Raw genomic sequence first — 13,242 nt, 5'->3', positions numbered from 1 at the left:
AATCATTGGGCTTTTCTGGTTTCAGTCAACCCGAACGGCCTGCCGAAGTCAAGCGAGGCCTTTTTTGCCCTAAAAAAGCGCTTGTGGGGCATTTTTGGGGCGCTTTGGGGGCTGCGAAGGTCCTGCTCGCCGCAGGCTTGAGCGGGCCGTGTTGTATTTTTTACGGGGGTGTTGTGTAAAAAAATGAACAAGGCTAAGCTCGATTCAAACCCATAACATCAATAATACCGGGGTGTTTCATGTCTCGCCTGCCGTTAATCGGCGTCACCGCCTGCTCCAGGCAGATCGGTCTGCATGCTTCTCACACCTGTGGTGATCCGTGCGTTCATGCAGTAGCAGCCATGATCCTTCCAGCCCTGGCCGATGTTCCGGCCCCGTCCGATATTCTGGACGGTCCGGCGCACATTCTCTTTAGCCGTTCCTCTGCCCATAACGCATGCGTTCATCATGAAAGTCCCTTGCACAGGGCCGGTATCGCCGGCGCTGCCGGGCCTGACGGTGGGCAGGATGCCGAATACGGGGGCGAGGTCCGTGCGCCTGGCGGGTGGGTCGCAGCCTTCCCGCTCGAAGGGGCGCCGACCGGGGGAGGCAAGGCTTTTGCCTTGGGGGTGCATCAGTACCCTCAATGGCAGGTAAGCTCTAGCTCCCGTTACCCTGGCTTCCCGGCATCTGACGATGCCTGTGGCAAGCGGGTCCCCCGATGCGACGCCGATGCGTCACACAACCTGGCTTATAAGAGTCAGGAAACTCACGCCTAGAGGCATTTATGAGCAACAACCTCGACCAGCTCACCGATTGGTTGAAAGACCACAAGATCACAGAAGTCGAATGCATGATTGGCGACCTGACCGGGATCACCCGGGGCAAGATCTCGCCGACCAACAAGTTCATCGCCGAAAAAGGCATGCGCCTGCCCGAGAGCGTGCTGTTGCAGACGGTCACCGGCGACTATGTCGAAGACGACATCTATTACGAATTGCTGGACCCGGCCGACATCGACATGGTCTGCCGTCCCGATCAGAACGCGGTATTCATGGTGCCCTGGGCCATCGAGCCGACCGCCCAGGTGATCCACGACACCTACGACAAGCAGGGCAACCCGATCGAGCTGTCGCCGCGCAACGTGCTCAAGAAAGTGCTCAAGCTCTATGCCGATCACGGCTGGCAGCCGATCGTGGCGCCGGAGATGGAGTTCTACCTGACCAAGCGCAGCGACGACCCGGACTACCCGCTGCAGCCGCCGGTGGGGCGCTCCGGCCGTCCGGAAACCGGTCGCCAGTCGTTCTCCATCGAGGCGGCGAACGAATTCGACCCGTTGTTCGAGGATGTCTACGACTGGTGCGAACTGCAGGAGCTGGACCTCGACACGCTGATCCACGAAGACGGCACGGCGCAGATGGAAATCAACTTCCGTCACGGCGACGCCCTGTCCCTGGCCGACCAGATCCTGGTGTTCAAGCGCACCATGCGCGAAGCCGCGCTCAAGCATGACGTGGCCGCGACCTTCATGGCCAAGCCGATGACCGGCGAGCCGGGCAGTGCCATGCACCTGCACCAGAGCATCATCGACATCGAGACCGGCAAGAACGTCTTCTCCAACGAAGACGGGACCATGAGCCAGCTGTTCCTCAACCACATCGGCGGCCTGCAGAAGTTCATCCCCGAGCTGCTGCCGCTGTTCGCGCCCAACGTCAACTCGTTCCGCCGCTTCCTGCCGGACACCTCGGCCCCGGTGAACGTGGAGTGGGGCGAAGAGAACCGCACCGTGGGCCTGCGCGTACCGGATGCCGGGCCGCAGAACCGCCGGGTGGAAAACCGCCTGCCGGGCGCCGACGCCAACCCTTACCTGGCCATCGCCGCCAGCCTGCTGTGCGGCTTCATCGGCATGGTCGAAGGCCACAACCCGAGCGCCCCGGTGGTCGGCCGCGGTTACGAGCGGCGCAACCTGCGCCTGCCGTTGACCATCGAGGACGCCCTGGAGCGCATGGAAAACAGCAAGACCATCGAGAAGTACCTGGGCAAGAAATTCATCACTGGCTACGTCGCGGTCAAGCGGGCCGAGCATGAAAACTTCAAGCGCGTGATCAGTTCATGGGAGCGGGAGTTCCTGCTCTTCGCCGTCTGATGCGCGGGGCGCCGCGGTAACCGGCGGCGCCTTCACCGGAAAATCAGGAGAGTTCCAATGACCAGCAACAACCCGCAAACCCGTGAGTGGCAAACCCTCAGCAGCGAGCACCACCTGGCTCCGTTCAGTGACTTCAAGCAGTTGAAGGAGAAGGGCCCGCGCATCATCACCAACGCCGAGGGCGTCTACCTCTGGGACAGCGAGGGCAACAAGATCCTCGACGGCATGGCCGGCCTGTGGTGCGTGGCCATCGGTTACGGCCGCGCGGAACTCGCCGAGGCAGCCAGCAAGCAGATGCGCGAGCTGCCGTACTACAACCTGTTCTTCCAGACCGCCCACCCGCCGGCGCTGGAGCTGGCCAAGGCGATTGCCGATGTCGCGCCGCAGGGCATGAACCATGTGTTCTTCACCGGTTCCGGCTCCGAAGGCAACGACACCATGCTGCGCATGGTTCGCCACTACTGGGCGATCAAGGGCCAGCCGCAGAAGAAAACCATCATCAGCCGGGTCAACGGCTACCACGGTTCTACCGTGGCCGGCGCGAGCCTGGGCGGCATGACCTACATGCACGAACAGGGCGACCTGCCGATCCCGGGCATCGTGCATATCCCGCAGCCTTACTGGTTCGGCGAGGGCGGCGACATGAGCCCGCACGAGTTCGGGATCTGGGCGGCCAACCAGCTGGAAGAGAAGATTCTCGAAGTCGGCGTCGACAACGTCGGGGCCTTCATCGCCGAGCCGATCCAGGGCGCGGGCGGGGTGATCGTACCGCCGGACAGCTACTGGCCGCGGATCAAGGAGATCCTCGCCAAGTACGACATCCTGTTCGTCGCCGACGAGGTGATCTGCGGTTTCGGTCGTACCGGTGAGTGGTTCGGTAGCGACTTCTACGGCCTCAAGCCGGACATGATGACCATCGCCAAGGGCCTGACGTCCGGCTACATCCCGATGGGCGGCCTGGTGGTGCGCGACGAAGTGGTGGCGGTGCTCAACGAGGGCGGCGACTTCAACCACGGTTTCACCTATTCCGGGCACCCGGTGGCCGCCGCGGTGGCCCTGGAAAACATCCGCATCATGCGCGACGAGAAAATTATCGAGCGCGTCCAGGCAGAAACGGCACCGTATTTGCAGAAACGCCTGCGGGAACTGAACGATCACCCGCTGGTGGGTGAGGTTCGCGGAGTCGGCCTGCTGGGCGCTATCGAGCTGGTTCAGGACAAGGCTACCCGGGCACGTTATGTCGGCAAGGGCGTGGGCATGATCTGCCGGCAGTTCTGCTTCGACAACGGCCTGATCATGCGTGCCGTTGGCGACACCATGATCATCGCTCCGCCCCTGGTGATCACCCGGGAGGAGATCGACGAGCTGGTGGCCAAGGCGCGCAAGTGCCTGGATCTGACCCTGAGTGCGTTGCAGGGCTAAGTGCTAGGCTCTGAGCGGGAGTACTTCGGGGTACTTTCGCTCGGAGCGGTCATAAAGGATGGGGCTTTTGTTGAAAGCCTGCCTTGGAACTTGCCAGACTACCGCCTGTTTTTAGTTGCCCGGCAACCGGTCGCTGAACGCAAGGTTAAAAAGAATAATTGGAGCATTACGCATGAAGGCATTAGGTATGAAGAAAGCTGGCAAGACCCTCCTCGCCATGTCCCTGATGGGCGTGATGGCAGCGGCGGCCCAGGCGGATGACAAGGTGCTGCACGTTTACAACTGGTCCGACTACATTGCGCCGGACACCATCAAGAAGTTTGAAACCGAGTCGGGCATCAAAGTCGTCTATGACGTGTTCGACAGTAACGAAACCCTCGAAGCCAAGTTGCTGGCAGGCAAGTCCGGCTACGACATCGTCGTACCGTCGAACAACTTCCTGGCCAAGCAGATCAAGGCGGGTGTCTATCAGGAGCTGGACAAGTCCAAGCTGCCCAACTGGAAGAATCTCAACGAGTCGCTGCTCAAGGCGGTATCGGTCAGCGACCCGGGCAACAAGCACGCCTTCCCTTACATGTGGGGCTCGATCGGCATTGGTTTCAACGCCGAGAAGGTCAAGGCCGCGCTGGGCGCCGATGCGCCGACCAACTCCTGGGACCTGCTGTTCAAGCCTGAGAACGCCGCCAAGCTGAAGTCGTGCGGTATCAGCTTCCTCGATTCGCCAACCGAAATGATCCCGGTGGCCCTGCATTACCTCGGCTACCCGACCGACAGCCAGGACAAGAAGCAACTGGCCGAAGCCGAAGCGCTGTTCCTGAAGATCCGTCCTTCGATCGGCTACTTCCACTCGTCCAAGTACATTTCGGACCTGGCCAACGGCAATATCTGCGTAGCCGTCGGCTACTCGGGTGACATCTACCAGGCCAAGGCCCGTGCTGCCGAGGCCGGCGACAAGGTGAAAGTCAGCTACAACATTCCGAAGGAAGGCGCCGGCAGCTTCTATGACATGGTCGCCATTCCCAAGGACGCCGAAAACGTCGAAGGCGCCTACAAGTTCATGACCTTCCTGCAGAAGCCGGAAATCATGGCGGAAATCACCAACGCCGTGCGTTTCCCGAACGGTAACGCGGCTGCGACGGCGCTGGTCGATAAAGAGATCACCGCCGACCCGGGCATCTACCCACCTGCCGACGTGCAGGCCAAGCTGTACGCCATTGCCGACTTGCCGGCGGCGACCCAGCGGATCCTGACCCGCAGCTGGACCAAGATCAAATCCGGTAAGTAATGCCAGACCTGTAGCCGCCGACCGGGCTGTAATGGCCTTGGCGGCGGCCGACATCCTTCAAGGCAACGGTGTCGATAACCGCCTCATGGCGGCGGCTGCAGCGTTTTGTAGTCATTCAATGACAGAAAGTTTTGCTGGATCGGTTTATCGAGGGTAAGTTGCGCGCCGGTTTTGTTGCTGGGCGGCCATTGGCTGTCGGGTAGCGCGGGCAACCCAGGCCCAATTATTTAGAGGACCTCCACTTGCCTATTTCTTTATTTCGCAAAGCCTTGCTGGCAGGTGCCGGGCTGACGCTGGCCGTCAGTGTCCAGGCCGCACCGACCGTGCATATTTATAACTGGTCTGACTATATCGGTCAGAGCACATTGGCAGATTTCGAGAAAGCCACCGGCATCAAGCCGGTGTACGACGTGTTCGACTCCAACGAAACCCTGGAAGGTAAGTTGCTGGCCGGTCGTACCGGCTATGACGTGGTCGTGCCGTCCAACCACTTCCTGGGCAAGCAGATCAAGGCCGGGGCGTTCCAGAAGCTCGACAAGGCGCAGTTGCCCAATTATTCGAATCTCGACCCTGCGCTGCTCAAGCGCCTGGAGAAGAACGACCCGGGCAACCAGTACGCCGTGCCTTACCTGTGGGGCACCAACGGCATCGGCTATAACGTCGAGAAGGTCAAGGCCGCGCTGGGCGTGGACAAGATCGACTCCTGGGCCATGCTGTTCGAGCCGGAAAACATCAAGAAACTGTCGAGCTGCGGCGTGGCCTTCCTCGATTCCGCCGACGAGATGCTCCCGGCGGTGCTCAACTACCTGGGCCTGGACCCCAACAGCCAGAACCCCGAAGACTACAAGAAGGCCGAAGCCAAGTTGATGGCGGTACGGCCCTACGTCACCTATTTCAATTCCTCGAAATACATCTCCGACCTGGCCAACGGCGAGATCTGCGTCGCCGCGGGTTTCTCCGGCGATGTGTTCCAGGCCAAGGCGCGCGCCGAGGAAGCCGGCAAGGGCATTGCCATCGCCTATGTGATTCCCAAGGAAGGCGGCAACCTCTGGTTCGACATGCTGGCCATTCCCAAGGACGCCGGTAACGTCAAGCAGGCGCATGCCTTCATCAATTACCTGCTCGAACCTGCGGTGATCGCCCAGGTCAGCGACCACGTCGGTTACGCCAACCCGAACCCCAAGGCGGGCGAACTGATGGAGCAATCGGTCCGCCAGGACGAAGCGGTCTACCCGCCGCAGGAGATTGTCGACAAGCTGTACGTCAACTCAGAGTTGCCGCCCAAGATCCAACGACTCATGACCCGCAGCTGGACCAAGGTCAAGTCGGGCAAATAGCGTCAATCGCTCAAACTATCCAGAGTTCGCCCGCATGGGGCGAACTGCAAATTCTGTTGGGAGTTTCGTAAATGGCAGTTGCCTCCGGCGCCTACAAGAAAGCCCTCGAGGGCGACCAGACACCCAAGCAGGTGCTGGTCAAGATCGACCGGGTCACGAAGAAGTTCGACGAGACGATTGCCGTGGACGATGTGTCCCTGGAAATCAAGAAAGGCGAGATCTTCGCCCTGCTCGGCGGCTCGGGTTCGGGCAAATCCACCCTGCTGCGCATGCTGGCGGGTTTCGAACGGCCCACGGAGGGGCGCATCTACCTGGACGGTGTGGACATCACCGACATGCCGCCCTACGAGCGGCCGATCAACATGATGTTCCAGTCCTACGCCTTGTTCCCGCACATGACCGTGGCGCAGAACATCGCCTTCGGCCTGCAGCAGGACAAGATCCCCAAGGCCGAGATCGATGCCCGCGTGGCCGAGATGCTCAAGCTGGTGCAGATGAGCCAGTACGCCAAGCGCAAGCCGCATCAGCTCTCCGGTGGCCAGCGCCAGCGCGTGGCCCTGGCCCGTTCCCTGGCCAAGCGGCCGAAGCTGCTGCTGCTCGACGAGCCGATGGGCGCCTTGGACAAGAAGCTGCGTTCGCAGATGCAACTGGAACTGGTGGAGATCATCGAGCGCGTGGGCGTGACCTGCGTGATGGTGACCCACGACCAGGAAGAGGCCATGACCATGGCCGAGCGCATCGCGATCATGCACCTGGGCTGGATCGCCCAGATCGGCAGCCCGATCGACATCTACGAAACCCCGACCAGCCGCCTGGTCTGCGAGTTCATCGGCAACGTCAACATCTTCGAGGGTGAAGTGATCGACGACGCCGAAGGCCACGCGACCATCACCTGCAAGGACCTGGACCGCAACATCTACGTGGGCCACGGCATCAGCACCTCGGTGCAGGACAAGTCGGTGACCTACGCCATCCGCCCGGAGAAACTCCTGGTGACCCCGGACATGCCGACCTGCGAATACAACTGGTCGAGCGGCAAGGTGCATGACATCGCCTACCTCGGCGGGCATTCGGTGTTCTACGTCGAGCTGCCGAGCGGCAAGCTGGTGCAGTCGTTCGTGGCCAACGCCGAGCGCCGCGGCGCGCGGCCGACCTGGGGCGACCAGGTGTACGTGTGGTGGGAAGACGACAGCGGCGTGGTACTGCGCTCATGAACATGCGAAAGCTCAAGCGCCGCCTCAACCGGATAACGCCCGGTGGCCGTCAGCTGGTCATCGGGGTGCCCTTCCTCTGGCTGTTCCTGTTCTTCATGCTGCCGTTCTTCATCGTCTTGAAGATCAGCTTCGCCGAAGCGGACGTGGCCATTCCGCCGTATACCGAGATCTACAGCTTCGTCGACCAGAAGCTGCAGGTGCTGCTCAACCTGGGCAACTACGCGATGCTCGGCGACGACGAGCTGTATATCGCCGCTTACCTGGGCTCGCTGAAGATGGCCTTCTTCAGCACGCTGCTGTGCCTGTTGATCGGCTACCCGATGGCCTACGCCATCGCCAGTGCCCGCAAAGAGATGCAGACCGTGCTGGTGCTGCTGATCATGATGCCGACCTGGACCGCGATCCTGATCCGCGTCTATGCGTGGATGGGCATCCTCAGCAACAACGGCCTGCTCAACGGCTTCCTGATGAGCATGGGCTGGATCGACGAGCCGCTGCAGATCCTCAACACCAACCTGGCGGTGTATATCGGCGTGGTCTATTCGTACCTGCCGTTCATGGTGCTGCCGCTGTACGCCAACCTGGTGAAGCACGATACCAGCCTGCTCGAGGCCGCCTCGGACCTGGGGTCGAGCACCTTCAACAGCTTCTGGAAGATCACCGTGCCGCTGTCGAAGAACGGCATCATCGCCGGCTGCATGCTGGTGTTCATCCCGGTGGTCGGCGAGTTCGTGATCCCCGAGCTGCTCGGTGGCCCGGAGACCCTGATGATCGGCAAGGTGCTGTGGCAAGAGTTCTTCAACAACCGTGACTGGCCGGTGGCTTCGGCCCTGGCGGTGGTGATGCTGGCGATCCTGATTGTGCCGATCATCCTCTTCAACCGCAGTCAGGCCAAAGAAATGGAGGGCAAGGAATGAAGCGCTTCAGTTTCTCCAACCTGATGCTGGTGCTGGGGCTGTTGTTCATCTACCTGCCGATGCTGATCCTGGTGATCTACTCGTTCAACGCCTCCAAGCTGGTGACGGTCTGGGGCGGCTGGTCGGTGAAATGGTATGTCGGCCTGCTGGACAACTCGCAACTGATGGGTTCGGTGGTGCGCTCGCTGGAGATCGCCTGCTACACCGCCGTGGCGGCGGTGGCCCTGGGCACCCTGGCGGCCTTCGTGCTGACCCGCATCACCCGTTTCAAGGGTCGTACCCTGTTCGGTGGCCTGGTCACCGCGCCGCTGGTAATGCCCGAGGTGATCACCGGTCTGTCGCTGTTGCTGCTGTTCGTGGCCATGGCCCAGATGATCGGCTGGCCCCAGGAGCGGGGCATCGTCACCATCTGGATCGCCCACACCACGTTCTGCGCGGCTTATGTGGCGGTAGTGGTGTCGGCGCGCCTGCGCGAGCTGGACCTGTCCATCGAAGAGGCGGCCATGGACCTGGGCGCGCGGCCGTGGAAGGTGTTCTTCCTGATCACCATCCCGATGATCGCGCCGTCGCTGGCGGCGGGCGGCATGATGTCGTTCGCCCTGTCGCTGGACGACCTGGTGCTGGCGAGCTTCGTCTCCGGCCCGGGCTCCACCACCCTGCCGATGGAAGTGTTCTCGGCGGTGCGCCTGGGGGTGAAGCCGGAGATCAACGCCGTGGCCAGCCTGATCCTGCTGGCGGTGTCGCTGGTGACCTTCCTGGTCTGGTACTTCAGCCGCCAGGCCGAAGAGCGCCGCAAGCGCGCCATCCAGCAAGCCATCGAAGAAGCTGCCGCCGACTCCTGGAAGCAGCCGGACGTCCGTCGTTCCCAGGCCCCGGAAGTGGCCTGAGGCGCGACAGCAACACGACTTACCCGCTGCAAGACATCGCCCCAGGATTGGGGCGATGTCGTTTCTGGCGGCAGTCACCGCAGTGCCGTCGCCTCAGCTTTTCAGCGTGTCGTAGGCTTCCAGCGTGCGCAGCGAATAGATATAGGCTGCGCCGGCATTCAGCGAAATGGCGGTGGCCAGGGTCGCTGCCACTTCTTCGCGGGACGCCCCGGCCTTGATCGCGGCGTCGGTATGCACGCCGATGCAACCGTCGCAGCGGGTGGTGATGGCTACGGCGATGGAAATCAGTTCGCGGGTCTTGGCGTCGAGTACGTCGTTTTCTGCCGCCGCTTCGCCCAGGGCCATGTAGGCCTGGACCATTTTCGGGTTGCTCTTGCCCAGGGAGCCGAAGGCTTTCTTGACGGTGGGCAGCAGTTCTGACCAATTGTTGAACATGGCATTAACTCCAGAAGGGGATGGGGTGTACTGTCGCGACACCTGTAGTCTCGACCCTCCTGGCGTTCCGGGTTTGTCCGATCCGCTCACTTACCGACGCGATGCGCTCAAATGAATTCGATCGATACCCTCATTGCCCTGGCCAATGTGCGCGGTAGCCTGGATCTGCGTTGTCAGTTCCAGGGCGGCTGGACCCTGGAGCATCCCCAGGAAGCGCTGGGCATGGCGCCTTATCACATCGTCCTGGCGGGGCAGTGCCGGGTTGAGCTGCCCGACGGGCAGCGCCTGCATCTGCGGGCCGGGGATGTCCTGCTGTTGCCGGAGGGCTCACCCCATGTCATGCGCAGCCCCGATCGGCGAGTGCCCGCGATCGCGCCGGTGGTGGAGGCGTCGGGGGCGGTGCCGGTGCACCGGCTGGGCGACCGGGAGGTCGAGCTGGACATGCTCTGCGGGCGGTTTTTCTACAACCGGGCCTCCATGCTGTTCGCCGCCTTGCCGCAGTATTTGCTGATTCCCGGCGTCGCGGCACCTGGCGAGGGCCCGCTGGCGGCGTTGGTGGCCCTGTTACGCGGCGAGGCCGACGGCGCCCAGGCTGGCGCCCGGTCTTTGCTCGACGCGTTGTCGTCGGCCCTGTTCACCCTGATGTTGCGGGCCTATCTGGACAGTGCGCTGCCGCAGAGCGGCACCCTGGCGTTGCTCGGCGACAAGCGCCTGGGGCGCGCCTGGCAGGCGATGCTCACCGATCCGGCCCATCAATGGAACATCGATGGCCTGGCGCAGGCCGCGGCGATGTCGCGGGCCACCTTCATGCGGGCATTCGTGCGGGTGGCCGGGGTCTCGCCCTGGGCGCTGTTGACCCGGGTCCGCATGGAGCGGGCATTCGGGCTGCTCAGGCATTCGCATTTGAGCTTGAGCGATATCGCCGCCGAGGTCGGCTATCAGTCACAGGCGGCGTTCAGCAAGAAGTTCAAGGAGGCCTATGGCGAGGCCCCAGGCAAGCTCAGGCGGCAGATCTGACGGCCTGCGCCAATTTTTGTCGGAGCGGAGCCTGCTCGCGATAGCGCCGTACCTGACATACCGCGGCGCCCGTATCGCCAGCAGGCTGGCTTCTACGGGAGCAAGGGGTTATTGCGCCGCCCGCGCCGGCAACAGCTTCAGGGTGCTGTGGGTATTGGCCGTGACTTCTTCTTCGTTGAAGTGCGCCTGTTGGTACACGCCCTCGATATAGGCCTCGGCCTGGTCCTGGTAATGCCTGTCGAACAGCACGCCGCTTTGCCCGACCGGGTTGATGGTCAGGCTGTGGGCCGGGTCGGCGAAGTCGATCAGGCGCCGGGTCGAAGGGCCGTAGGTCACCGGCCAGGGCGCGGGCCCGATCTTCGCCGACTGGTTGTTCGGCACCTCGTGGGTGCCCGGGGCGGCGAACGGGCCGACGTTGAAGAACCGGTCCAGGGGTTTCTGCAGGCCCAGCGGGTGGCCATGGGTCAGGGTGTGCGCCTGGCCCCAGCGCCATTGCGCGGGGTCATCGCCGTAGGTGGCCTTGAGATGGGCGATGCTGGCGCGCCAGGCGCTCCTCACGGTATCGGCGCGGTTTTCCTGGCCCAGGGTGTTGCGGTTGTCCCACCACGGCGAATCGGCGGAGGCGGCCAGGCGCGGCAGCGCGGCGTCGATCACCCGGGTGGTCAGCAGGGTGTCGAAGAAGGCGTCGCCCAGCTCGTCGTGGAAGGCGGCATCGGTGAGGTCGAACAGGAACTGGTTGAACAGGGTGGCGCTGGTCGAGTCCAGCGGATAGTCGCCTTGCCACTGCGCCAGTTGCTCCACCAGCTTGAGCTCTTGCGGGTCGCTCACCACCTCGCGCAGCACCGGTAGCAGCGGCGCCAGCAGGCGCGGGCCGTAGGCGGTAGTGGTGCCGAGCTGGAGTTTCTGGCTGGCTTCGAGGTCCCACTTCACGCTTTTGTCGCTGAGCTGGCGATCCAGTTGCTGGCCGCGGTCGGCGAGGTTGTAGTAGCCGGGAATCTCCATGCCGGTGGGCGAGACCGGCTGGAAGTTGGCCGAGAGGATGTAGCCGCGCGCCGGGTTTTCTTCCTGCGGGTTGGCGCTGAACGGGTAGAAACCGTCCTTGTCCGCCAGCGACGTGCTGCCGTCGAGGATAAAGGAGCCCTTGGCGCCGATCGGCCGTTTCGGCAGCAGCGCCGCGGCCCACCAGCCGATATCGCCCTTGGCGTTGGCCCAGACGATATTCAGCCCCGGCGCCTGGACCTTGGCCGCCGCGCTGCGGGCCTTGGCCAGGGTGTCGGCGCGGTTGAGCTGGTAGAAGCCGTCGAGGATCGGGTTGGGCGCTTCCAGGAAGGCCCACCACATGGCAATCGGCGTCTTGCCGGCGTTGGCCCCGAGCGCATCGTTGACGATCGGCCCGTGGGGCGACTGGCGCAGGATCTGGGTGACCGGCGGTTGGCCCTTCACCGCGATCTGCTGTTGGCTGGTGACCAGGTCGACCCACTTGCCGCGGTACCAGACCTGGTTGGCGTTGTCCGGGTTGATCTTCTCGGCGATCAGGTCCAGATCGTCGTTCTGGAACATGGTCAGGCTCCAGCCGAAGTCCAGGTTGTGGCCCAGGAAGGCATAGGGCACCAGCGCTTGATGATGGCCGTAGAGCTCGAAGCCCGGCGCCGACAGCTGGGCCTCGTACCACACCGAGGGGACGGCGAAGCGGATGTGCGGATCGCCGGCCAGCAACGGCTTGCCGTTCTTGGTCCGGGTGCCGGAGATCGCCCAGGCGTTGCTGCCTTCGAACTGCGGCAGGCCGGCGTCGGCCAGGGCTTGCTCGCTCAACTGGGCGATGGCGCCGAGGTCTTGCCAGTCGCTGGCGGCCAGGCCGAGGGACAGCGGGGCGCGTCCCTTGGCCAGCACGCCCTTGGCTTGCCAGTCGAGGTCGAAGACTTTCAGGTAATCGCTGCCGAGCTGGTCGCGCACGTAGGTCAGCAGCGGCTCGGTACGAAAGGCCGCGGCGAAGCTGTAGGCCATGTAGCCGGCGACGCTGATGCTGTCTTCGGCGGTGAAGGAGCGCTTGGGGATGCCCAGCACGTCGAATTCGACGGGTTGCGGGTGCGTATCCTGATACTGGTTGATCCCGTCCAGGTAGGCTTGCAGGCCTTTCCAGGCCGGGGACTGGCGGTCCAGCGCGGCCACATAGCTGTCGGCGCGCTCGCGGATACGCAGGCTGCGGAACAGCTTGTCGGTGTCCAGCAGCTTGGGCCCGAGGATCTCGGCCAGCTCGCCCCGGGCCAGGCGCCGCATGATCTCCATCTGGAACAGCCGGTCCTGGGCATGCACATAGCCCAGCGCACGGTACAGGTCGGTTTCGTTTTCGGCGCGGATATGCGGCACGCCGCGTTCGTCGTAACGCACGGTGACCGAGCCCTGCAGGCGCGCAAGCTCGACCTGGCCCTGGCGCGACGGCTGCTTGCTGTACAGGTACCAGCCCCCGCCGGCGACAAGGGCGAGGATCAGGACGGCGACTACGGTCAGGCTGCGTTTCATGGTGACTCCTTGTTCTTCGGCGATGGCCTGCCGGGTGAAGGCAAACATTTAGCACAGGCCTTCTGCGCCGGGCATCCACTGTC

11 protein-coding genes are annotated in these 13,242 nt (G+C 63.1%); 9 read left to right on the top strand and 2 right to left on the bottom strand.

Features of this window, described 5'->3' with window-relative positions; translation table 11 throughout:
- The first annotated feature begins 239 nt into the window (after nt 1-239).
- From TO66_RS34060 to TO66_RS29920, 8 genes are all read left to right on the top strand, one after another.
- On the top strand, nt 240-758 hold the full coding sequence (locus TO66_RS34060; protein WP_082061153.1) for a hypothetical protein: 519 nt from the start codon (nt 240-242) through the stop codon (nt 756-758).
- A gap of 8 nt (nt 759-766) precedes the next feature.
- Nucleotides 767-2,125, top strand: a complete 1,359-nt coding sequence (locus TO66_RS29950) for a glutamine synthetase family protein (RefSeq protein WP_044465640.1) — start codon at nt 767-769, stop codon at nt 2,123-2,125.
- A 57-nt stretch (nt 2,126-2,182) separates the two neighbouring features.
- Nucleotides 2,183-3,547 carry an aspartate aminotransferase family protein gene (locus TO66_RS29945; protein ID WP_044465639.1) on the top strand — a complete coding sequence of 455 codons (1,365 nt, stop codon included), beginning with the start codon at nt 2,183-2,185 and terminating at the stop codon, nt 3,545-3,547.
- A gap of 187 nt (nt 3,548-3,734) precedes the next feature.
- Complete coding sequence (locus tag TO66_RS29940) at nt 3,735-4,832, top strand: polyamine ABC transporter substrate-binding protein (protein WP_044465638.1); 1,098 nt, start codon at nt 3,735-3,737, stop codon at nt 4,830-4,832.
- A gap of 242 nt (nt 4,833-5,074) precedes the next feature.
- Nucleotides 5,075-6,169, top strand: a complete 1,095-nt coding sequence (locus TO66_RS29935) for a polyamine ABC transporter substrate-binding protein (RefSeq protein ID WP_044465637.1) — start codon at nt 5,075-5,077, stop codon at nt 6,167-6,169.
- A 71-nt stretch (nt 6,170-6,240) separates the two neighbouring features.
- The gene (locus TO66_RS29930; RefSeq protein ID WP_007928322.1) at nt 6,241-7,383 is read left to right on the top strand and encodes an ABC transporter ATP-binding protein; all 1,143 of its coding nucleotides are present in this window, start codon (nt 6,241-6,243) and stop codon (nt 7,381-7,383) included.
- The gene (locus tag TO66_RS29925) at nt 7,380-8,300 is read left to right on the top strand and encodes an ABC transporter permease subunit (protein WP_044465636.1); all 921 of its coding nucleotides are present in this window, start codon (nt 7,380-7,382) and stop codon (nt 8,298-8,300) included. Before TO66_RS29930 ends, TO66_RS29925 begins: the two co-directional genes overlap by 4 nt.
- Nucleotides 8,297-9,187, top strand: coding sequence for an ABC transporter permease subunit (locus TO66_RS29920; RefSeq protein ID WP_044465635.1), 891 nt, complete (start codon nt 8,297-8,299; stop codon nt 9,185-9,187). Before TO66_RS29925 ends, TO66_RS29920 begins: the two co-directional genes overlap by 4 nt.
- A 93-nt stretch (nt 9,188-9,280) precedes the next feature.
- Here TO66_RS29920 and TO66_RS29915 read toward each other — a convergent pair whose 3' ends face one another.
- Nucleotides 9,281-9,622: a carboxymuconolactone decarboxylase family protein gene (locus tag TO66_RS29915; RefSeq protein ID WP_044465634.1), complete on the bottom strand. Its 342-nt coding sequence runs from the start codon at nt 9,620-9,622 to the stop codon at nt 9,281-9,283.
- 111 nt (nt 9,623-9,733) lie between these two features.
- Between TO66_RS29915 and TO66_RS29910 the strand changes: the two genes are divergently transcribed.
- A complete protein-coding gene (locus tag TO66_RS29910) occupies nt 9,734-10,639 on the top strand; it encodes an AraC family transcriptional regulator (protein WP_044465633.1) in 906 nt (301 codons plus the stop codon).
- Between the two features lie 108 nt (nt 10,640-10,747).
- Here TO66_RS29910 and TO66_RS29905 read toward each other — a convergent pair whose 3' ends face one another.
- Nucleotides 10,748-13,159, bottom strand: a complete 2,412-nt coding sequence (locus TO66_RS29905) for a penicillin acylase family protein (protein ID WP_044466187.1) — start codon at nt 13,157-13,159, stop codon at nt 10,748-10,750.
- Nucleotides 13,160-13,242 lie beyond the last annotated feature (83 nt).

The organism is Pseudomonas sp. MRSN 12121 (assembly GCF_000931465.1).
GTDB lineage: Bacteria > Pseudomonadota > Gammaproteobacteria > Pseudomonadales > Pseudomonadaceae > Aquipseudomonas.
The sequence above is the reverse complement of the archived record's forward strand: the minus strand, read 5'-3'. Positions and strand labels throughout refer to the sequence as shown.

Coding starts and splice junctions, on each gene's coding strand:
- TO66_RS34060 (WP_082061153.1), top strand. CDS start 240: ATGTCTCGCCTGCCGTTAATCGGCGTCACCGCCTGCTCCAGGCAGATC.
- TO66_RS29950 (WP_044465640.1), top strand. CDS start 767: ATGAGCAACAACCTCGACCAGCTCACCGATTGGTTGAAAGACCACAAG.
- TO66_RS29945 (WP_044465639.1), top strand. CDS start 2,183: ATGACCAGCAACAACCCGCAAACCCGTGAGTGGCAAACCCTCAGCAGC.
- TO66_RS29940 (WP_044465638.1), top strand. CDS start 3,735: ATGAAGAAAGCTGGCAAGACCCTCCTCGCCATGTCCCTGATGGGCGTG.
- TO66_RS29930 (WP_007928322.1), top strand. CDS start 6,241: ATGGCAGTTGCCTCCGGCGCCTACAAGAAAGCCCTCGAGGGCGACCAG.
- TO66_RS29925 (WP_044465636.1), top strand. CDS start 7,380: ATGAACATGCGAAAGCTCAAGCGCCGCCTCAACCGGATAACGCCCGGT.
- TO66_RS29920 (WP_044465635.1), top strand. CDS start 8,297: ATGAAGCGCTTCAGTTTCTCCAACCTGATGCTGGTGCTGGGGCTGTTG.
- TO66_RS29915 (WP_044465634.1), bottom strand. CDS start 9,622: ATGTTCAACAATTGGTCAGAACTGCTGCCCACCGTCAAGAAAGCCTTC.
- TO66_RS29910 (WP_044465633.1), top strand. CDS start 9,734: ATGAATTCGATCGATACCCTCATTGCCCTGGCCAATGTGCGCGGTAGC.
- TO66_RS29905 (WP_044466187.1), bottom strand. CDS start 13,159: ATGAAACGCAGCCTGACCGTAGTCGCCGTCCTGATCCTCGCCCTTGTC.